The organism is Psychrobacter sp. FDAARGOS_221, from assembly GCF_002313155.2.
GTDB lineage: Bacteria > Pseudomonadota > Gammaproteobacteria > Pseudomonadales > Moraxellaceae > Psychrobacter.
The window spans coordinates 942,122-964,401 of the sequence record NZ_NWFK02000001.1 but is presented as its reverse complement, the minus strand read 5'-3'; the positions used below and the strand labels follow the sequence as shown (position 1 = coordinate 964,401).

The 22,280-nt window shown below is 44.0% G+C and carries 14 protein-coding genes, 2 tRNA genes and 3 rRNA genes; 11 read left to right on the top strand and 8 right to left on the bottom strand.

Going from position 1 to position 22,280, the window contains the following annotated elements:
- The first annotated feature begins 126 nt into the window (after positions 1-126).
- The 11 genes from A6J60_RS03980 (at position 127) to A6J60_RS03925 (ending at position 11,051) form a co-directional block, all read left to right on the top strand.
- Positions 127-1,002: a 23S rRNA (adenine(2030)-N(6))-methyltransferase RlmJ gene (locus A6J60_RS03980; protein WP_096064829.1), complete on the top strand. Its 876-nt coding sequence runs from the start codon at positions 127-129 to the stop codon at positions 1,000-1,002.
- Positions 1,003-1,144: 142 nt separating this feature from the next.
- Complete coding sequence (gene pssA / locus A6J60_RS03975) at positions 1,145-1,993, top strand: CDP-diacylglycerol--serine O-phosphatidyltransferase (RefSeq protein ID WP_227526056.1); 849 nt, start codon at positions 1,145-1,147, stop codon at positions 1,991-1,993.
- 90 nt (positions 1,994-2,083) lie between these two features.
- Positions 2,084-3,082, top strand: a complete 999-nt coding sequence (gene menA, locus A6J60_RS03970; protein ID WP_096064828.1) for a 1,4-dihydroxy-2-naphthoate octaprenyltransferase — start codon at positions 2,084-2,086, stop codon at positions 3,080-3,082.
- A gap of 757 nt (positions 3,083-3,839) precedes the next feature.
- Positions 3,840-5,374, top strand: a 16S ribosomal RNA gene (locus tag A6J60_RS03965).
- 62 nt (positions 5,375-5,436) lie between these two features.
- Positions 5,437-5,513 (top strand) — tRNA-Ile (locus A6J60_RS03960).
- Between the two features lie 11 nt (positions 5,514-5,524).
- Positions 5,525-5,600: transfer RNA gene (locus A6J60_RS03955), tRNA-Ala, on the top strand.
- Between the two features lie 327 nt (positions 5,601-5,927).
- Positions 5,928-8,777: ribosomal RNA gene (locus tag A6J60_RS03950) — 23S ribosomal RNA — on the top strand.
- A 137-nt stretch (positions 8,778-8,914) separates the two neighbouring features.
- Positions 8,915-9,028 (top strand): 5S ribosomal RNA (gene rrf / locus A6J60_RS03945).
- Together the 16S, 23S and 5S rRNA genes with 2 tRNA genes alongside form the textbook arrangement of a ribosomal RNA operon.
- 301 nt (positions 9,029-9,329) lie before the next feature.
- Positions 9,330-9,701, top strand: coding sequence for a hypothetical protein (locus tag A6J60_RS03940; protein WP_096064827.1), 372 nt, complete (start codon positions 9,330-9,332; stop codon positions 9,699-9,701).
- Positions 9,702-10,081: 380 nt separating this feature from the next.
- Positions 10,082-10,375, top strand: coding sequence for a DUF6804 family protein (locus A6J60_RS03930; protein ID WP_096064826.1), 294 nt, complete (start codon positions 10,082-10,084; stop codon positions 10,373-10,375).
- 7 nt (positions 10,376-10,382) lie between these two features.
- A complete protein-coding gene (locus A6J60_RS03925) occupies positions 10,383-11,051 on the top strand; it encodes a DUF938 domain-containing protein (RefSeq protein ID WP_096064825.1) in 669 nt (222 codons plus the stop codon).
- A gap of 146 nt (positions 11,052-11,197) precedes the next feature.
- On the opposite strand, the gene A6J60_RS03920 is transcribed toward A6J60_RS03925, so the two are convergent.
- The 8 genes from A6J60_RS03920 to A6J60_RS03890 form a co-directional block, all read right to left on the bottom strand.
- Positions 11,198-12,988, bottom strand: a complete 1,791-nt coding sequence (locus tag A6J60_RS03920; protein ID WP_096064824.1) for a potassium/proton antiporter — start codon at positions 12,986-12,988, stop codon at positions 11,198-11,200.
- 40 nt (positions 12,989-13,028) lie between these two features.
- Positions 13,029-14,237, bottom strand: coding sequence for an ABC transporter permease (locus tag A6J60_RS03915; RefSeq protein ID WP_096064823.1), 1,209 nt, complete (start codon positions 14,235-14,237; stop codon positions 13,029-13,031).
- Positions 14,237-15,748 (bottom strand): ABC transporter permease, encoded by a 1,512-nt coding sequence (locus A6J60_RS03910; protein ID WP_096064822.1) that lies wholly within the window; start codon positions 15,746-15,748, stop codon positions 14,237-14,239. Before A6J60_RS03910 ends, A6J60_RS03915 begins: the two co-directional genes overlap by 1 nt.
- A gap of 27 nt (positions 15,749-15,775) precedes the next feature.
- Complete coding sequence (locus A6J60_RS03905; RefSeq protein ID WP_264755565.1) at positions 15,776-16,735, bottom strand: HlyD family secretion protein; 960 nt, start codon at positions 16,733-16,735, stop codon at positions 15,776-15,778.
- 230 nt (positions 16,736-16,965) lie between these two features.
- Positions 16,966-18,711: a TolC family protein gene (locus A6J60_RS03900; RefSeq protein ID WP_096064820.1), complete on the bottom strand. Its 1,746-nt coding sequence runs from the start codon at positions 18,709-18,711 to the stop codon at positions 16,966-16,968.
- A 461-nt stretch (positions 18,712-19,172) separates the two neighbouring features.
- Positions 19,173-19,919: a hypothetical protein gene (locus tag A6J60_RS03895; protein ID WP_096064819.1), complete on the bottom strand. Its 747-nt coding sequence runs from the start codon at positions 19,917-19,919 to the stop codon at positions 19,173-19,175.
- Positions 19,920-20,126: 207 nt separating this feature from the next.
- Positions 20,127-20,324 carry a hypothetical protein gene (locus A6J60_RS13300; RefSeq protein ID WP_127891429.1) on the bottom strand — a complete coding sequence of 66 codons (198 nt, stop codon included), beginning with the start codon at positions 20,322-20,324 and terminating at the stop codon, positions 20,127-20,129.
- A 349-nt stretch (positions 20,325-20,673) separates the two neighbouring features.
- A complete protein-coding gene (locus A6J60_RS03890) occupies positions 20,674-22,194 on the bottom strand; it encodes a catalase (RefSeq protein ID WP_096066460.1) in 1,521 nt (506 codons plus the stop codon).
- Positions 22,195-22,280: the final 86 nt, after the last annotated feature.

The window sequence follows — 22,280 nt, the reverse complement described above, 5'->3', positions numbered from 1 at the left end:
GTTGGCGTAAATTTTAATGAATTTAATAGAGGTGTTAACTATTAATATACTTATTTTAAACCTGCTTATGCTACCATAGAAGACAGTTTCAATAACCAAACACTTTACCATAATACAAGTTAACTTATGAATTACAAACACGCTTATCACGCCGGTAATTTTGCCGACGTCGTCAAACATATTTTATTAATACAACTATTAAATCAAATGAGCAGTAAGGGTAAGCCCTTTTATGCCTTAGATGCCTATGGCGGCCGTGGCTTATACTCTTTAAGCAGTGAAGAGTCGCGCAAAACCAAAGAAGCGCAGGCCGGTGTACAAAAGATTTTGGATGCAGATTTAGATCAAGCGCCAGATGCGGTACGTCAATATGTTGATGACATTGCACAAGCAAAGCAAACGTATGATAAGCATGTGTATCCGGGCTCGCCATGGTGGATTGCAAATCATGTCGAAAAAAATCCAGATATACAAGTTCGTGCAGAAGCTTTCGAGTTTAAAAACAGTGAATATGACGCGCTAAATTACCAGCTATATAAGCTGCCCATTGGTATCCATAACCGCAATGCATTTGAAGGCATTCCTGCGGTTATTCCACCAGTGGAGCGTCGTGGTGTGATTTTGATTGATCCACCGTATGAGCAAGAGCACAAGGACTTTTCAAGTCTGGTTGATTTGTTGGTAGCGAGTGTCGAGAAGTGGCCACAAGGTGTTTATGCACTATGGTTCCCGATTAAGAATATCGAAGCGGTTGAACTGTTTTATAAAAAAATGAAGCGCACTGAAATTCGTAAGCAACTGCTGTGTGAACTTAATGTCTATCCAAATGACGTAGCAGTGGGTTTAAATGGTACCGGTATGTTGATTATCAATCCGCCTTGGCAGTTTGATCGTCACGCACGTGAGATTTTAAACTTCTTACAACCGTTATTACGCCCAGAAGACGCCCCACAAATGCCACAAAGCCAAGCAGTCGGTGTCCGTTGGTTGGTCGGCGAATAGCTGGACCAGCAAATTATTAACGCTATAGAGCACGTGATAGGCTAAAAGTTAAAGCATACTAGTCGTCAAAAATTTTAGCGATTAAAAATTAAGCCAAATAACCCATAAAAAATTTGATATAGGGAATACGTAGGGATTAACTATGACAACGCCACCTTCTTCACAACCAGATGATGCGCCATTAGATCATCTTAATGTTCGTCCTACTGAATCGGGCATAGAAGGCTTAGACAGTCTAACCTTTGAAGTTATTGAGCAAGAAGTTGCAGATGGCCAGCCTGTTGTCAGTCGCGGTGTTTATCTGGCGCCTAACTTAATTACCACTTTGTCATTACTGTCTGGATTTTTCTCTATCCTTTCGAGTATGCAGGGTAATTATTACAAGGCAGCACTCGCTATCTTTTTATCCGCAATTTTAGATGGCGCTGATGGACGTGTGGCACGTATGCTTAATGCGCAAAGTCCGTTTGGTGAGCAGTATGACTCATTGGCAGATATGCTTGCGTTTGGGGTGGCACCTGCGATTTTAATCTATAGTTTTGCGCTGCAACCACTTGGGCGTATTGGTATTGCTTGTGCTTTTGTATTCACTGCTTGTGCGGCATTCCGTCTGGCTCGATTTAACGTACAAATTGGTGAGGTTGATAAAAGATTCTTCGTTGGATTGGCCAGTCCATTAGCCGCTATCTTAGTGACCAGCTCAGTGATGGTATCCATCGATCACAATCAATGGATAGGTGTGTACGACACTCAAGTGATGGTGCTTAGCGCTATTTGGGTCGTGATTTGCGGTTTATTAATGGTCAGTAATTTAAAATATTACAGCTTCAAAGAGTTTGATAAAAAGAAAGTGCCTTTTGTAGCCTTAATCTTTGCTGTGCTGGTGATGGGCGTGGTTTTATATGATATCCCAGTGGGTATCTTAGCCATCGGTATTATCTATGCACTGTCAGGTATTTTATCGACCCTTAAAGCTAAGATGACTCATTAAATTCTTCGCGTATTAGAATCAATGGTAAATTGTGGTGCATATTGCACCACAATTTGTTTGTAAGCACATCCAAGAGCAGGCATATCAGTAATGACGCATTCCTCTCAAGTTTCTAACTCATCCTCTGTATTAGTAAAAGCATTTTTGCAAGCCACGCGACCACGTACTTTCCCATTAGCGATTGCCAGTATTGTTTGTGGCAGCAGTTTGGGCTTATCTCAATTAGTCACTTATGATTCGATCGGATGGCATAACTGGCTGGTGCTGATACTCACTTTTTGGGTGGCTTTGGCATTACAGATTTTATCAAACCTGGCTAATGATTATGGTGACGGGGTCAAAGGCACTGATGACTTGCGTGATGCGTCGAGTCCACAGCGTATGTTAGCAGGCGGGCAACTGCAGCCTGAACAGTTTAAAAAAATCATTATCGGATGGGCAGCACTTACTTTTTTCTCTGGCGTACTGTTAATTGCACTTGGCTTTGATAATTTAAGTGATTTTCTATTGTTTTTAGCCTTTGGTATTATCGCTATTTTAGCAGCCATGGCATATACCATGGGAAAACGTCCTTATGGATATCGTGCGATGGGGGAGGTGGCGGTCCTACTGTTTTTTGGTTGGTTAGCGGTGTTGGGTAGTGCCTATTTGCAAACTCAACAATTCAATATCGCTCATCTGATTGTTGCCACTGGCTGTGGCGGGTTAGCGGCCTGCGTATTATTCGTAAATAATATGCGCGATATCTATAGTGACAAACAAGCAGGCAAAATCACACTGGCGGTTTTGTTAGGTGACAGCCGTATGCAATCGGCTTACGGTCTTTTGTTTATGGCGTCTTATCTGTGTTATCTACTATATGCCATTAATTTTAATTGGTATACGCTGTCTGTATTGTTGGTCTATCCCTTAGCGTATAAGCATATCCATACTATCCACCGTATTCGGCTCAAAAACCTATCAGATAATAATCAAACGATGCGTGTTGATACCGTCTTGATTGGCAAACAGCTTAAAGCCATTGTGATGATAACGCTGATCATTAACCTATTATTTGCACTAGGTATGATTATGAGTCATCTAATATAAACCGTTATCTATCACCTTTTGGTGACAGTTAATAATTAGTCATGAATAATAGCCAACCTAATATAGCTAATAACTAACTAACAAACATAGGTAATAATAGTAGTGATTCAGGTAAACAAGCTGGCTTACTATATGAAAAATTAGAAATAACGCGATTTAGATGTAGTCTCACAGGCTAATTAATACCAATCTAAAATAAATCCAAATAAACCCTTGACGGTTGAGATAAAGTCGCTATAATACACGACCTAATCAAGACAAAGCGAAGCGAGAGTGGAGTGGTTAGGTGATAAAAAACTTAGCAAAAAGTCTTGACAAGAAAAATAAAGCGTCTATAATACGCACCTTATCGGGACAACGGAAGCGACCTTTGGGTTGGTCTGGTGTTTTGGTGAAATGATAAAGATTTAGATTTTAAAATATTTAAATCTTACCGAATAAAAAAGCTTGACAGATATTAAAGTGATGATATACTGGATGGCTCGCAAGTAACACTAACCATCTTAAATTAAGAATGAGTTTTTGATTACATGCACAACTTACCTTGGACGACAAGATAAGTCAACTATTTAAAAGCTAAAATCAAAGAACAACTTGTGTGGATTTTTGCTAATACAGAATGCGATAAGAAATTATCATTCATTATTAGTAGAAAAACTCGAAGTTAATTCATTATATGAAACATACGGAAAGCAAATTTGCTAGTAACGAATGAGCCAAGTTTAGAAGCTTCTTTAAAGAGCTTCATAGCAAGATTAAACTGAAGAGTTTGATCATGGCTCAGATTGAACGCTGGCGGCAGGCTTAACACATGCAAGTCGAGCGGAAACGATGGGAGCTTGCTCCCAGGCGTCGAGCGGCGGACGGGTGAGTAATACTTAGGAATCTGCCCAGTAGTGGGGGATAGCTCGGGGAAACTCGAATTAATACCGCATACACCCTACGGGGAAAAGGGGGCGCTTGCGCTCTCGCTATTGGATGAGCCTAAGTCGGATTAGCTAGTTGGTGGGGTAAAGGCCTACCAAGGCGACGATCTGTAGCTGGTCTGAGAGGATGATCAGCCACACCGGGACTGAGACACGGCCCGGACTCCTACGGGAGGCAGCAGTGGGGAATATTGGACAATGGGGGAAACCCTGATCCAGCCATGCCGCGTGTGTGAAGAAGGCCTTTTGGTTGTAAAGCACTTTAAGCAGTGAAGAAGACCTAGTGGTTAATACCCATTAGCGATGACATTAGCTGCAGAATAAGCACCGGCTAACTCTGTGCCAGCAGCCGCGGTAATACAGAGGGTGCAAGCGTTAATCGGAATTACTGGGCGTAAAGCGAGCGTAGGTGGTTTGATAAGTCAGATGTGAAATCCCCGGGCTTAACCTGGGAACTGCATCTGATACTGTCAGGCTAGAGTAGGTGAGAGGGAGGTAGAATTTCAGGTGTAGCGGTGAAATGCGTAGAGATCTGAAGGAATACCGATGGCGAAGGCAGCCTCCTGGCATCATACTGACACTGAGGTTCGAAAGCGTGGGTAGCAAACAGGATTAGATACCCTGGTAGTCCACGCCGTAAACGATGTCTACTAGTCGTTGGGGGACTTGATCCCTTAGTGACGCAGCTAACGCAATAAGTAGACCGCCTGGGGAGTACGGCCGCAAGGTTAAAACTCAAATGAATTGACGGGGGCCCGCACAAGCGGTGGAGCATGTGGTTTAATTCGATGCAACGCGAAGAACCTTACCTGGTCTTGACATATCTAGAATCCTGCAGAGATGCGGGAGTGCCTTCGGGAATTAGAATACAGGTGCTGCATGGCTGTCGTCAGCTCGTGTCGTGAGATGTTGGGTTAAGTCCCGCAACGAGCGCAACCCTTTTCCTTAGTTACCAGCGGTTTGGCCGGGGACTCTAAGGATACTGCCAGTGACAAACTGGAGGAAGGCGGGGACGACGTCAAGTCATCATGGCCCTTACGACCAGGGCTACACACGTGCTACAATGGTAGGTACAGAGGGCAGCTACACAGCGATGTGATGCGAATCTCAAAAAGCCTATCGTAGTCCGGATTGGAGTCTGCAACTCGACTCCATGAAGTCGGAATCGCTAGTAATCGCGGATCAGAATGCCGCGGTGAATACGTTCCCGGGCCTTGTACACACCGCCCGTCACACCATGGGAGTTGATTGCACCAGAAGTGGGTAGCCTAACTTTTAGAGGGCGCTCACCACGGTGTGGTCGATGACTGGGGTGAAGTCGTAACAAGGTAGCCGTAGGGGAACCTGCGGCTGGATCACCTCCTTAACAAAAGCATTCGGTTAGCAAGAATTCACAACAAGTTGTTCTTTGATTTAGCAAGCTCTGAAGGGTCTGTAGCTCAGCTGGTTAGAGCACCGTGTTGATAACGCGGGGGTCATAAGTTCAAGTCTTATCAGACCCACCATTATCCTATACGGGGCCATAGCTCAGTTGGTAGAGCGCCTGCCTTGCACGCAGGAGGTCAGGAGTTCGACTCTCCTTGGCTCCACCATAATAGGTGCAGATAATCAGAGTGGATAAAGTAGAATTAAGTGATTATTTAGTTGTTAAATAATAAATTACTTACTTCTGTTTTATACAGAGAATATATGACGATCTGATGAAGACGTTATTACTATTTAAAAACATAGATATGAGTTGTAATACGGTTAAACGATGAATCATTCACTGAGCCATTGTTTAACCAGTAACCAACCTTTTAATGACATCAGTTGTTATCCCAAGGGGTTGGTTACAAAGTAAAGAGAACTGAATCAAGCGTAAATTATCAAGGTGATATCGTTATAATTGCTGAACATAAGACCCTTTGGGGTTGTATGGTCAAGTAATTAAGCGCACATGGTGGATGCCTTGGCAGTCAGAGGCGATGAAAGACGTGACAGCCTGCGATAAGCTTCGGGGAGGCGGCAATATCCTGTGATCCGGAGATTTCTGAATGGGGAAACCCACCCAGTGTAAGCTGGGTATCCTAATTTATTAGGAAGCGAACGAGGGGAAGTGAAACATCTCAGTACCCTTAGGAAAAGACATCAAATGAGATTCCCCTAGTAGCGGCGAGCGAACGGGGAGGAGCCGACGGATTTATATGTAGAAGAACAGTGTGGGAAAACTGGCCATAGTGGGTGATAGCCCCGTATTCGAAACATATAATGAAGCATATTAAGTAGTGCGGAACACGAGAAATTCTGTATGAAGATGGGGGGACCATCCTCCAAGGCTAAATACTCCTGACTGACCGATAGTGAACCAGTACCGTGAGGGAAAGGCGAAAAGAACCCCTGTGAGGGGAGTGAAATAGAACCTGAAACCGTGTGCGTACAAGCAGTGGGAGCACTCTTGCAGTGTGACCGCGTACCTTTTGTATAATGGGTCAGCGACTTATATTCTGTAGCAAGGTTAACCATTAGGGGAGCCGTAGGGAAACCGAGTCTTAATAGGGCGTTTAGTTGCAGGGTATAGACCCGAAACCGAGTGATCTATCCATGAGCAGGTTGAAAGTGCCGTAACAGGCACCGGAGGACCGAACCCACTGTCGTTGAAAAGCCAGGGGATGACTTGTGGATAGGGGTGAAAGGCTAATCAAACTCGGTGATAGCTGGTTCTCCCCGAAAGCTATTTAGGTAGCGCCTCGGACGAACACCATTGGGGGTAGAGCACTGTTTCGGCTAGGGGGTCATACCGACTTACCAAACCGATGCAAACTCCGAATACCGATGAGTGATATCCGGGAGACACACGGCGGGTGCTAACGTCCGTCGTGGAGAGGGAAACAACCCAGACCGCCAGCTAAGGCCCCAAATTCCTAGTTAAGTGGGAAACGAAGTGGGAAGGCATAGACAGCTAGGAGGTTGGCTTAGAAGCAGCCATCCTTTAAAGAAAGCGTAATAGCTCACTAGTCGAGTCGGCCCGCGCGGAAGATGTAACGGGGCTCAAACTAGGAGCCGAAGCTGCGGATTTGAACATGTTTCAAGTGGTAGGGGAGCGTTGTGTAAGCCTGTGAAGGTGTATCGTAAGGTATGCTGGAGGTATCACAAGAGCGAATGCTGACGTGAGTAACGATAATGCGAGTGAAAAGCTCGCACGCCGGAAGATCAAGGGTTCCAGTCCAACGTTAATCGGGGCTGGGTGAGTCGACCCCTAAGGCGAGGCCGAAAGGCGTAGTCGATGGGAAATCGGTTAATATTCCGATACTTGTTTATGATGTGATGGAGGGACGGAGAAGGTTATGCCAGCCTGGCGATGGTTGTCCAGGTGGAAGGATGTAGGTAGACGGCTTAGGTAAATCCGGGCTGTTAATACTGAGATCTGATAGCAAGCTAGTTTACTAGCGAAGTGGCAAATACCATGCTTCCAGGAAAAGCTTCTAAACTATAGTCATAAACGAATCGTACCCTAAACCGACACAGGTGATCAGGTAGAGAATACCAAGGCGCTTGAGAGAACTCTGCTGAAGGAACTAGGCAAAATGGTACCGTAACTTCGGGAGAAGGTACGCTGTCGATGGTGAAGGACTTGCTCCGTAAGCTATTGACAGTCGCAGATACCAGGCTGCTGCAACTGTTTATTAAAAACACAGCACTCTGCAAACACGAAAGTGGACGTATAGGGTGTGATGCCTGCCCGGTGCTGGAAGGTTAATTGATGGGCTTAGCGTATGCGAAGGTCTTGATCGAAGCCCCAGTAAACGGCGGCCGTAACTATAACGGTCCTAAGGTAGCGAAATTCCTTGTCGGGTAAGTTCCGACCTGCACGAATGGCATAATGATGGCAGCGCTGTCTCCAGCAGAGACTCAGTGAAATCGAAATCGCAGTGAAGATGCTGTGTACCCGCGGCTAGACGGAAAGACCCCGTGAACCTTTACTACAGCTTTACATTGAACTTTGACCTGACTTGTGCAGGATAGGTGGGAGGCTTTGAAGCAGATACGCCAGTATTTGTGGAGCCAACCTTGAAATACCACCCTGGTCATGTTGGGGTTCTAACTCAGGTATAACAATACCGAGGACAATGTATGGTGGGTAGTTTGACTGGGGCGGTCTCCTCCTAAAGAGTAACGGAGGAGTACGAAGGTGCGCTCAGAACGGTCGGAAATCGTTCAAAGAGTATAAAGGCAAAAGCGCGCTTAACTGCGAGACCCACAAGTCGAGCAGGTACGAAAGTAGGTCTTAGTGATCCGGTGGTTCTGTATGGAAGGGCCATCGCTCAACGGATAAAAGGTACTCTGGGGATAACAGGCTGATACCGCCCAAGAGTTCATATCGACGGCGGTGTTTGGCACCTCGATGTCGGCTCATCTCATCCTAGGGCTGAAGCAGGTCCTAAGGGTATGGCTGTTCGCCATTTAAAGAGGTACGCGAGCTGGGTTTAGAACGTCGTGAGACAGTTCGGTCCCTATCTACCGTGGGCGTTGGAAATTTGAGAGGATCTGCTCCTAGTACGAGAGGACCAGAGTGGACGAACCGCTGGTGTTCGGGTTGTCATGCCAATGGCATTGCCCGGTAGCTACGTTCGGATTGGATAACCGCTGAAAGCATCTAAGCGGGAAGCCAACCTCAAGATTAGATTTCCCTTAAGAGCCGTTCAAGACTAGGACGTTGATAGGCAGGGTGTGGAAGCGCAGTGATGCGTGTAGCTAACCTGTACTAATTGCTCGTTTGGCTTGACCATACAACACCCAAGTGGTTTTAGTATGTCGCCAATTATTTCGATATCATCCTGATGATTAACTTGATTCAGGTTCTTGATATACTAGTCAATACAAAGTTAAGTAAATAACTTAACCAACTCATATCTATACCCCCTTTGCTGACGACAATAGCACGATGGAACCACCTGATCCCTTCCCGAACTCAGAAGTGAAACATCGTAGCGCCAATGGTAGTGTGGTTCGCCCATGTGAGAGTAGGTCATCGTCAGCTCCCTATACCTAAAAGCCCCCGCTCAGAACGAGCGGGGGCTTTTTCTTTGTGTAAGATTTATCTAACTTGCATAAAAATTTCATTTAAGAGATTTTATCTTGCGCTCGGGTTAAAGCAGTGCCTTAACTCCCTTTTTGTTCAGGTCATCGTCAGCGTCCTATACCTAACACCCCTTCGCTCACTCGAAAGAGAGCTTTTCATTGGCTTATTTATTGATAATAATTTATAACTATAGATAGTTAACTTAAAGTTTATTGAGATAGCCTGATGATATTTGCGGAAACGGAAAAATTGTATTTATATGGCAGCTGTGACGATGTATATTATCATCGATAAAAAAAGCAGCGATATCATATTTACTGATAGTTTTTACGGTGGTCCATCTTGTGCTTTAATTGATCCAAATAACAAATATGCAATTGTAGCTGGTAAGCATTTAACTCTTTGGGATTGCTATGAGGTTAATGCTAAGCTCACAAAATTTGAAACAGAAGAGTTTTGTTGGATAGAAAGACTAAGGTTAATCAATGAAGATACTATTCAAATACTATTAGATCCATGGTTTCAATATAGTGCTATATGGGAATTAATAGTTTCTAATAGGTCCTTATTTAAAATTTCAGATTTTATGAAGTATAAAAACTTACCTTATACTGATAATATAGTTTGGTGATTCATGATAAAACCACTATTTGAACCTCATAGTGGATTGTATATTTGTGAATTTTGGCTTAGGAAGAAACCTATACGCACATCAATAGTCCAATACAATGCAACTTACGCACGTAAGCCTAACATCTACAACCAAATCATTACCGATGCGCTAACTGATAATCATGGGAAGGGAAAAGCCTTTTCACCTACAGACTGAATAGCAACTAGGCTATACTTAAGATTAGATCTATCTGATTTAGATTATGCTAATTACTTTGATCTTGATGTAACAGTAATCTTGCAGTCTCTTCATGAAACTCTGCCTGAAGATATGCTTGAAATTGATACATTAATTTCTAGTAGGAATAACTATTTATTATCTGTCATAGGATTTTGAATATGCCCAAGCAAGTAATATTTCTAGCAGCCGGGTTCTTATTCTTCGGCATACTGCCTTTACCTTATGGCTATTACACACTATTAAGGCTTATTAGCTGTGCTGTGTTTGCTTGGGCTGCGTATGTCACCTTTGAAAAGCAAGAAGCACTGCTTCCTTGGATTTTTATAGTTTTGGCTTTACTATTTAATCCGGTGATAAAGGTTTATTTAGCTAAAGAGACTTGGGCAGTGATCGATTTTTGTTGCGCAGTGTTTCTTCTTATTGTAAGTCCTAAGCTTAAAGAGGGAGTGTAGAGGTATTATGAACAAAGAAAGTCTTGGTAATACAGACGTTAACCATACCAGTAGACTACCGTTCTCACAGGCCTGTGAAAATAATAAAGATCCCATCCTTCAAGTATTACAGCAAGAGCTTCGGGGTTACAGCCATGTGCTTGAGGTAGGTTCTGGTACAGGACAACACAGTGTCTATTTTGCACCCAGATTGCCTCATTTACAGTGGCAAACCAGCGATGTGGTTAATAACCATCGAGTTATAGAGGTATGGCAGGATAGACATCCTGCGCCGAATTTACATGCGCCATTGACTTTTGATTTGAACAGTGATGATATTCCTTTGCCAGTGAGCGCAAAAGCCGATTCAGAGACTAACTCTCCCTATGACGCGGTGTTTACTGCCAATACTTTACATATTATCGGTTGGCTTTTAGTGGAGCGATTATTTGAATTGGTAGGAGAGGCTTTACCTGCTAAGGGTAAGTTTATTGTCTATGGGCCGTTTAATGAGAATGGTCAATATAGCAGTGATAGCAACCGTCAGTTTGATAGTCATCTACGTCAGCGTGATCCTAATAGTGGCATTCGTGATAAGAACGATCTAGTCGCTTTAGCCAAGCAACATCAGTTGATTTTGAGTCAGCAATATAAGATGCCAGCGAATAACGAGATATTGGTATTTATCAAAAACTAGTATTTCGTAACAGCTAGTCGAATAATGGATAACTTTAAATCTATTTGTCCTATTAAATATAAAAAACGCGATAAGAGTCTTATCGCGTTTTTTTATTAAGTTAACTCAGCATAGTCTTTATAAGAACTTTTTTAGATAGTATTCATTTAATAGTGCTTTAAGCCGATGGTTCTTAACTGACCCTGTTTATCGACATCTTTGACAATCAATGACCACTCATCATCAACTTTTACCGTGTCACCTGCAACCGGTGCTGTTTCTAGGTTGTCTTTGATATATTCTGCTACGGTCTGCTGCCACATGTTAACGGATTTATTATCAAACTGATTAGTGTTGTCAGTTGTAGATGAGCCATTGGTCAAGGTTGCGGCCTCAAGCTGATAATCTTTAAAGAAAGGCAGGTCACCTAGTTTGACATTAGGCGAAATCATCCAGTCGCCATAGAAGTTTTCAGACTCTCGTCTGTCTAACTTAAAGTCATTAAAGATACGTGCGATTTTGGCTGCATGATCACCTCGTAAGCCATACCAAACCCTATCGCCAAACTGTAAGCGCGTGTCCCTATCGACAATGACAATTTCATCGCCTCGAATTAACGCAAATACTGCGATTTCATCGGTATTTATGGTTGAAGATATTGCCTTAGGGTGACGGCCCTTGGCAAAGGCACCGACTTTTACTTCAAACTCATATAAGGTAATGCTTGCTTTGTCAGATACCCAAATTTCGAGCTCCTCTTCAGGCTCAGCAATTTTAGGGATACGAACTTTGAATAAGTTTGACATAAACGGAATGCTGCTGCCTTGTATTACCAACGATAAAATAACCACACCGAAGGCAATATCAAATAGTAAAAATGCATCCTCTACATCAGCAATAATAGGTAAAATGGCTAGGGTAATAGGGACCGCGCCACGCAGGCCAACCCAAGAAATAAAACCAATTTCTCGATATTTAAAGCCAAATGGCTTGATACCAGTAAACACCGCAATCGGACGAGCAACAAACACCATAAACGCAGTAATTGCCACAGAATAGTGCCAAACGTTAATCACGTTAGAAGGGGTTACCAGTAGCCCCAATACGACGAATAGCACCGCTTGTGATAGCCATGCAAAGCTGTCCATCACGCGTAGGACATGTTCGGTCGCTCGAACACGGTTGTTGCCAATGATAATACCCGCCAAATAAACCGCCAAAAATCCACTACCATCCATTAAGTTAGTGGCAGCAAATACGCTTAGACCTGCGGTCAAAATTAAAATGGCATACATGCCTTCAGCAAGGTGAACTTTGGGTAGTAACTTAGATAATAAATATCCTGCCAGCAGCCCCATTACCATACCAAAGCCAAGCTGCTCAAGTAACAAACCGACAAAGCCCCAAACTGTTTGACCTTCAGGATCGACATTTAAAGCAATCAAGCCGGTCACTAGTAAGATTGCAGCTGGGTCGTTGGCACCGGATTCAAGCTCTAGCGTGGCTTGCACCCTATCATTGAGCTTAACGCCGCCATTACGCAGCAATGAAAATACGGCGGCCGCATCTGTTGAACCGACAATGGCAGCCATTAGCAACCCAATACGCCAGTCAACATCCAGCAGCCAAGTGACGAATAGACCCAGTACTAAGACGGTTGCAAACACCCCCCAAGTGGCAAGGGTAATGGCAGGCTTCAGACCCACTCTAAATGACTGAAATGAGGTGCGTAAACCACCATCAAGTAGGATACAGGCGAGCGCAGCTTGACCTAAAAAGTTGGCCAAACCGTATTGTGAAAACTCAATACCCAAGATACCTTCTTCACCGGCAAGCATGCCCACCGCTAAAAATAGTAATAGTAAGGGGATACCCAAACGTGCGGATAAGGTGCTGGCCAAAATACTGGAAAAAATCAGTATTGAGCCGACTAAATACACAATATTTAGGGTTTCCATCTTATTAAAACACCTTTAAGTCTAAGTCATTTAAGAGGGGTTACCGTCCATGGTACTGTCTTTTGATTTGTCGATATTGAATCCAGTTGAGTAGGATAAAGGCAATCGCCCATAATGCTAATATGTGAATAATATAACTGCTGACATTGGTTAGCGATGCGCCCATCTGGTTTAATTGCACTGAGGCGTTCATGCCAGAAGTAGAAGGGAAAATCCAACGTACGTATTGTAAAGGCTCAGGTAGCTGGGTTACTGGCCAAGGGTAACCGCTTAAAAAGAACATAGGTAGCGAGCTAAAAATTAAAATCTGCATACTGCGCTCACGTTCTTTAAACCACATACCCAAAAAACAGCCCAGAGTGGCAACGGTTGGTGTATACAGGGCCATAAACAGCAAGCTTCCGAGCATGTTGTGACCACGCGGATAGTTTTGGAATGAAAATACCCAGCCATAATAAAAACAGGCCATGCCAAAGGTCACTGTCCCTAAAGCCAATATACGACCTAACCAGCCTAATATGGTGGCATTTTGTTGCTTCTTTTCATACCAAGTACCAATCAATAAAGCGGTACCCATCAATAAAGTCTGCTGCAAAATTAAAATAGCAACAGCGGGCACCACATAAGCACCATAGCCTTCAGAACGGTTAAACAAAGGATCAATGCGTAAAGGCACTGATTGAGTGCCCGCCTCAGCATTATTGAAATACGCCCCTTTTGCCACATCGCGCTTAATCTCGACGCCCGCTGATACGGTGCCTATCGCTGTCGTGAATCCCATTTGGATTTGTTTGTTTAATAGAAAATAACTGTTGTTTCCCAGTACTGAGACATGCGCAGGTTTATTAGCATACACATCGCTTTCAAGATGGCTTGGAATGATTAAATAACCAGCAATCTCATCTTGATACATAGCATTTAACGCTTGCTGCTCGCTAGCGTAAGGCTGCACGCTTAAGTTGGGGCTGGCGTCACTGTAGCGGGTGATGGTCTTTGAGAGCTCACTGCGATCATAATCCACTACGCCCACTGGAATCTCTTTCACCACTTCACTGCGATATGGCCAAGGGTAGAAGAAGCCATAGATAATGGGTGCAATCACCAACATTAACAGCACGCCTTTGTCTTTGAAAATAGAGGCAAGCGTGCCTAAAAAACCATCAAAAAATCGGGCATGGGTTATATTAGATTTTGACGACGGATGTGGGTCGTTGCTGTATTTTTTATCCTTGTTAGGTAAATCAGACATTATCGAGCCCCCCAACGCTGTGGATTTTTAAAGGCGCGCAGACACAATAATGCAGCAATGACTAAGGTAACTGCGACAGCAATGATTAAACCAATTAGAGTGGGCAGGGCCACTGATGTTGGCGCGAGCATTTGCAATTGCGATAAATGCACTTTTAAATAATGAGTCAATGGCAGTGCATTGGCCCAGCGCTGTGCGCCCTCACTCATCGCCATCAATGGGAATGTCACACCGGCAAACGCAAAGGATGGTGCAGATACAAAGCCTGTAGAGGACAATCCCATACGTAATGAGTAACTGGTGAGGGTAAAGATAGCGCCAAGCCACAATGAGACCATCATTAATGCCACAAAAGCCACAAATACCATCAGCATGGCAGTCAATGAGGCAGGATGAACAGTTACCGCTAGCATCACCATTAATCCGCCCCACAACATATAAAATAACAACGCCCAAATTAGCTTGCCATTTAATCCGACCACTAACGCCAAAATAGACACTTTAGTCGGCATGCGCGGTTTGGCGCTTTTGTTAAGATTTAACCGGTAGCGGTAGTTTGCATCTTTTAAGCTAAAGGCAGTGGTGGTTAGTTGATTATCTTTGCGATAGGTTTGTTGTTTTAACGACTGGTAATCCACCGGCATTTGCCAGCTCGGATGCAAATTAGCATGCAGGGCTGCCAGCTTTTGTTCTGGTGGAACGTGTTTGAGCGTCTTAAAATCAGGGTAGGGCATGTCAGGATAAATCATGGTGTGATACCAGATCGAAAACGTTTTATCTCTAATTTCACGCCCAATGGTAGTGGCGCCAATGACCATTGCCAATATGTGTAGTAAAGCTGGTATGACGGTGGATGCCAAAAATTGCTGATAGTTAGCGCCGATATTAAACAAACTGATACGCTCAATACCAATAGGTGAGTAGCTGACTTTTGCCTGCTCGCTGTGGGCGCCTTGCTTTACCAAACGTTTCATTTCAGCGCCGGCAGACAAGGTACCCACTACCGTCTGTACTCCTTTTTGCACAATACCTGAATGCGTACCATACTGAGCATTGACTTTTAGCACCACAGGCGCAGGTTTACCTTTGTTCAGCTGTTCCGAAAAGTCATGTGGAATAATCACCACCGCATAGACTTGCTGATCTAAGATGGCAGCCTGTGCATCAGCACTGTTTTGGAATATTTGCTCAACTTTTAAATCGGGACTGGTGTCCAAAAATCGAGTCAGTGTTCGGGAGTAACTGCTCTTACTGTCATCAATGACCCCAATCGGCACATCGACTATATAGGGCTTGGAGAATATCCACCAGGTACCTAAAATGGTGAGTAGCGGCAGCCACAGTAGCATCACATAGTCCCAAGAGTTGTGCAGCAAAAATCGACCCTCATAGCGTGCACTACGCAAGAAGACTGAAATCAGCGATGACTGCCTGTTGTCTTTATCGCCAAACACAATAGAGGGCTTTTGGCGAGATGACGTTGGGTTGTGACTACCTTGGGACTGGGACATAATCAAGCCTTACCGTAGCAATCAATATTAGCGACGCTTCGTTGCGCTAGTCTCTGAAGCACTGTCTTGTGGATCAAGTTGTACCAACACACTCATGCCAGAACGTACTTTTGGATCTGCCTTTAGGGGACGGGCTTTGACTTCAAAGGTGCGAACATCAAAGTTATCTTCGCTATTGGTCGCACGCCAAACCGCAAAATCAGGCATGGCTGCCGTATTAAATACTTTAAACGTCATTTGATAGGGCGCGTCGGTTTTTGATAAGGCAGGAATTGTTGCCTCAAATTGTGAGCCAATACTAAAGTGATTTAAGTTGTCTTCGGTGACATTGAGTACAACCCACTGATCATTGATATCAACTAAGGTCATCAGAGGCACACCTTGTCCAACCACTTCGCCTGGATTAATAATCACATCATCGACGATACCTGCAATCGGACTTTTTAAGTTCGCCTCATCTTGCGCCACTTGAGCTTCTTCAATCTTGGCATCAACTTGTGCCACTTGAGCTCGCGCAGCCGCCTTGTCTTCTTCACGCGCACCTTCTACTGCCATATCATATTGCAAGCGTGCGGCATCCGCCTTGTCTTGATTGGCCACATATTGGGTGTAAGCTTCATCGCGTTTTTGACGTGCCATCAGACCTTCTTGATATAGGCGATTAACACGTTCATAGGTGCTTTTAGCTAAGTCTGCCGCTGCTTGGTTTGCTTGCCAAGCTGCTTTGGCTTGCCCAATCTCTTGTGGTCTGGCGCCATTTTCTGCCTTATCTAACTGGCTTTGTGCCATTTCACGCCCAGCCAACGCTTGATTCATTTTTGCTGTAATTTCAGGTGAATCCATTTCGATCAACTGCTGCCCTGATTCGACTTGATCGCCCTCAGTGACCAAGATTTTGGCAATACGCCCTGGTACTTTGGCAGCAATAGCCGTTGATTGCATCTCCATTTGGCCTTGCAGGGTCACAGGTTGATCGGTGCTTTTCACGCTCTTGTTAAGACCATAGATTATGACGCCTATGACAATAACCACAATGAGAGTAATGACGATATTTCTGATTGTGATGGAGCTGGGCTTTTTTAGGGCATTCATGCAATTTATCCTGAAGATAAAAAAGATTAAGATAAGGGCGGCGTTATATTACCTAAGCAGTTAGTCTTTTACTGATTCGGTAGCTATATTAATAAGAAAACAATCTAAATCAGTTAACAAGCCTTTTAGTAAACCGTAGGCAGCTTAATATCTGCGACGGCCATATATTCATTAAAGGCTTGTGGTGAACCAATACTTTGCATCAAAGCGGCCAATGCTTGCACATAATCGTTGGCAGCAGCTGCTTGCTCAGTGCGGGCTTGTAAGTACTTGGTCTGCGCAGTGGTGACATCTAAAGCGGTATTAACCCCTTCTTGCATCCCTAACTTTTTGTAGCGCAATAACTCTTTAGCCAGCTCTACATTACTGTTCAATGACTGATAGCGCACGCGAGCATTTTCTACCGATTGCCAGTTTTTTTCGACCAGCAGTAGGATGTTGTCACTGACATCTACTTTGGCTAATAATGCTTGACGCATCTGCGCCTTGCCGGAGGCCTGTAGAGCGCTGTTATTAATACCGCCCCAGACTTTCCAACTGGCAGAAACACCAGCAATCCAGCTTGGGTCTTTATCAATTTCATGATAACCGAACAAAGAGATGGTCGGTCGACTACCCGCATCGGACAGATGGCTCAAAGATACCGCTTGCGCGTATTTGGCATCGACCTTTTTTAGGCCTGGGTGATTTTGTAGCGCTAAGTTTTGGAAATACTGCAAAGAAGGCAGTGGCTTTGAGGATACGAACAGTGGGGTAGTTGGTTTTATTGGCGTTGGCGAGCGCAACAATCGCTGTAATGCAGTCATCGCCAGCTGTGCATTATGGCGTGCTTTAATAGCCTCACTTTCTGCTTCAGACAAAGCAGTTCTGGCTTCTAAACGCTCGACTCCAGAGATAAACCCCTCGTCTAATAGGCGCTGAGCCATATGATCGGTCTCACGAATGGTGTTTAATGCATCGTCTCTCAAATAAGAGGCTAATGCCGCCAGTTGAGCGGTAAAGTAACGATCAATTAATGTGGTTTGTAAGTCGTCATTATCAAGCAGTGCGTCAGCTTCGCTCTCATCAGTACGTGCATCGGCCAGCTCAGTGACTGCCTGCGTTCGCCCTCCGGTATAAACCGGCCAAAGCACTGCCACACCAGCACTGGTAGTGGTGTCTTTACGCTCAAAGTCATAGCTGTTGGGTATTCTATCGCCTATGCCTTGTATGGGGTCAAAGGGTAAGTTTGGCAAGGGGTTTAGAGCGGATAGTCCATCACCTACGCTTGATTTGACATCAGATAAATCGACATCAGCATCAATATCATAGTGGGTAATACCAGCACGTAGAAACACAGAAGGTCGGTTTAAGCCTTGTGTTGCTTGTGACTGTAGCTCACTGGCTGCAATACCTGCATTGTTGCTGGCAAGCTTGGGTGAGACTTGTTGTAGCAGATTCTGTGCTTGCTTGAGGCTTAAGGTGTCAGAAACTTCAATATAGTAGCTGTCATCTATGGTAATGCCAGAGGCGGGGTCGGTAATGCTGTGTAGCGGGAAGCTTTGGTAGGTGCCTGCTTCAAGATTCTTACCTATGTCACTAATACTCGCTGCTGAGGCGGTTGCTGCTGAAGTTGATGATGAGCTACTGGCTTGGTCAGTCGTGTTAATATAAATATCTGTGCCATCAACCGCTTGTGCAGTCAGTGGTGCGGTGATAGAAACCAAGCACAGACTGATCATCGTCGCTAGGTGTGATGTTTTTAAGCGCTGTTTCTTTTGTAAGCACTGAGTATCTAACACCGCACGGCGATCAGTCACCGCGGCAGCAGTTTTAAAAGTAGAGGTGCTGCTATCAGCACAATGAACGTGATTTGATTTAAATAATGACATAATGGCGACTGACTCGTAAAAGGAGTAAGGGGTATTACTATACTACATTATAAATACGTATCGACCGCATACCTATAGAGTTGATGGTTGATAAGCGTCAGATACGCTAAACAAATTAACAGTCTGGCTTCCTTTCAAATGCCAGCAATAAGGTGCATTTGACTAATAAAGAGGCGAGGCTATTGATGAGCAACGGTTATAATACAACGCTTAATAGCTGATTAAAAGTTATATGATTAGCGAATGATTGTATAACTTGACTCACTCATTGAAGCCTATAGCTATCGATAATTAACATGGCATCAATGAGTGGTTTTAATAACAGGATATTTAATAATAGATTGTTAATAACAGGTTTTAAATAATAGTCTTAATAAAAGGCTTAATAACAGCTGACTACCATTTGAATAGACTTAGAGAGTATTCAAATAGACTCAAAATATAGTGAAGTTGATTATTAATTAAGACTTCTCAAGTTTTGGGCGTGCCTTATTAACGGTTGCAATTAGCGACTGCTTGAATTCACCTGGCGAGAATTTGACCAGACTTGAATGCGCCGCACACAGGTTGATCGTGTCTTGCCATTTATCAGCTATTGCTTCAGCCCAATCACAATAAGCTTTACCTGCGTTGGGCTCATCTTTAAGAGCCATCTTAGTGGTTGGATGTAAAGACAGCTCTGGCAGCACTGATTTTAAAATATTGGCAGGCGGGGTGACGAACGTATCATCAACATGCAAGCTTTTGCTGGCAGGATGATAGGCCAACAACGAGCTGGCATGAATTTTTTCATTAGGATGAATGTAGTGTATGCCGTCAGGTACTGAGAACTCAAGCTCTGGATAACGCTCAGCGACCGCATCACTTTCTACTAAATCATCAGACCAATTGATGGACGGCACCTTTTTGATATGGCGTGCGCTGCCATAATTTACCGCCGACGGGAAGTCTTTGGCCATCTGTTCACAGTGTACGGTATGGAACGGATGTAGGTTTAATATGGCTTCAACATCTTGCCCATTATTGGTCAAACGCATCACTTCATCACGCACATCGCCGGTGAGGGTATAGCTATCTAAAAAGATAAACTTACCCGACTCAAGCTTGACCAGTGAACACTGAGTGCCGATATTAAGAATGCCACCGAGCTTAAATGAGCCGCGGATATTCCAAAAACCAGATCCTAAATCAATTATTTTATCTGTCATATTTTTCTCTTTATTTATGGTTATTACTTTATTTATAGATATTAAGGGTTGTTGGGTTTAAATTTAATTGAGATTTAATTCTAGTTAAGTCATCTGTTATATACAGTGCTTATTCAGTTAAAGCATGTATTAAAAAAGCGTGCTCTAAAATGGTGTTTATTAAAATTAAGTGTATAAAATCGCGTGTATTAAAACAAAACGTTAAGCCTACTCAATGAGCATGGAACAGTCATCACAGCGGTAAGGCAACTTGGGCGTGATGCCAAGATCAGTGGGGCTATCGATGAAGCGCAGTCGTTGACAGACTTGGCATTGATAGCGAGTGTCATAGACATAACAAAACTTCAAAATGTGCATCAAATCATCGATAGGACCCACGCCAAGGTTATCACTTAAGTGTCGCATCTGTCTGAACACATCTGTATCGGGTTCACGTTGACATTTATTCCAAAATATCCGGCAAATCATCCGCTGTCTTGAGGTTAAAGTAGGACTAAAATATAACCTTAAAGGATCATGTTGACTCATATATGGACCTATCGATTGTTCTCGATACATGGGGTTTGATGGGGTTAACCGTTAAGATTATTGATATGTTATCGATACCTATCGCTTCATTATACGTCAGTAGGGCAGAGGAGTCAGGCGTTATCCCTTACTGCTTAGACATAAACTGTTTGAAATAAAAAAGCACCCTTTACCGTGGTAAAGAGTGCTTAAACCTTATGACATCAATCTTACATCAGTTGGTGCTTTATAGTAAGCTATCTAAGTCACGAGCTGGATCCGTTTCGCGTGCTTTAATAGCATCTTCAACGGTTAAGCCAAGAGCTTTGGCAACGCCTTCACCGTATGCTGGGTCACACATATTACAGTTACGGATGTGACGGTACTTGATGAAGTCTGGCGCATCGCCCATTGCACGAGCGGTGTTGCCGTATAACGCTTCTTTTTGCTCATCATTCATCAGATTAAACAGAGCGCGTGGCTGGCTGAAATAATCATTTGAGTCTTCGCGGAAGTCATAGTGCTCTGCATAGCCGTCAATCTTAAGTGGTGGCTCAGCATATTGCGGCTGATCTTGCCACTGTTGGAAGCTGTTTGGCGTATAGTGTGGGCGACCATCATAGTTGTTGTCCACACGTACCTGACCATCACGGTGGTTGCTGGTCACTGGGCAACGTGGTTTGTTCACTGGGATTTGCTTGTGGTTCACACCAACACGGTAACGCTGAGCGTCGGCATAGCTAAACAGACGTGCTTGTAGCATACGGTCTGGTGACCCGCTGATCCCCGGTACTAGGTTGTTTGGCGCAAATGCTGCTTGCTCAACATCTAAGAAGTAGTTTTCTGGGTTTCTGTTTAGCTCAAACTCGCCCACTTCAATCAGCGGATAATCGCCTTTTGGCCATACTTTACTTAGGTCAAATGGATGATAGGGTACTTTGTCCGCATCTTCTTCTGGCATGATTTGAACGTACATTTTCCACTTAGGGAAGTCGCCGTTATCAATGGCATTTAACAAGTCTTCTTGATGGCTTTCACGGTTCATCGCGATAATATCAGCGGCTTCAGCATCGGTTAAGTTTTTGATGCCTTGCTGCGTGCGCATGTGGAATTTTACCCAGAAGCGCTCATTGTCTTTGTTGATAAAGCTGTAAGTATGTGAACCAAAGCCATGCATGTGTCTGTAAGACGCTGGAATACCGCGATCACTCATGGTAATCGTTACTTGGTGGAATGACTCAGGTAATAGTGTCCAAAAGTCCCAGTTGTTTGTCGCTGAACGCATGTTAGTGCGTGGGTCACGCTTAACCGCTTTGTTTAAGTCTGGGAATTTGCGTGGGTCACGTACGAAGAATACTGGCGTGTTGTTACCAACCAAGTCCCAAATACCTTCATCGGTATAAAACTTCAACGCAAAGCCGCGAATATCACGCTCAGCATCAGCGGCACCGCGCTCACCAGCAACCGTACTAAAGCGGGCAAACATTTCAGTCTTTTTGCCGACTTCGCTAAAGATATCAGCGCGAGTGTATTTGGTGATGTCATTGGTCACAGTGAATGTACCAAACGCGCCAGAGCCTTTCGCGTGCATACGGCGCTCTGGAATTACTTCACGGTTAAAATCGGCTAGTTTTTCGTTCAGCCATAAGTCATCAGCCAAAAGAGGCCCACGGCGGCCAGCTGTTTTACTGTTGTCATTATCGACAACTGGTGCACCATTGCTCATGGTTAAATTGGTTGCTGAATATGGGCATTTTTTATCATTCATGTCGCTCATTGACGATCTCCCTTTATCATTAGTTTGTGGTTTTATGTACGACCAAATCGTGAGGTATTTGAAACACTTCACGAGCT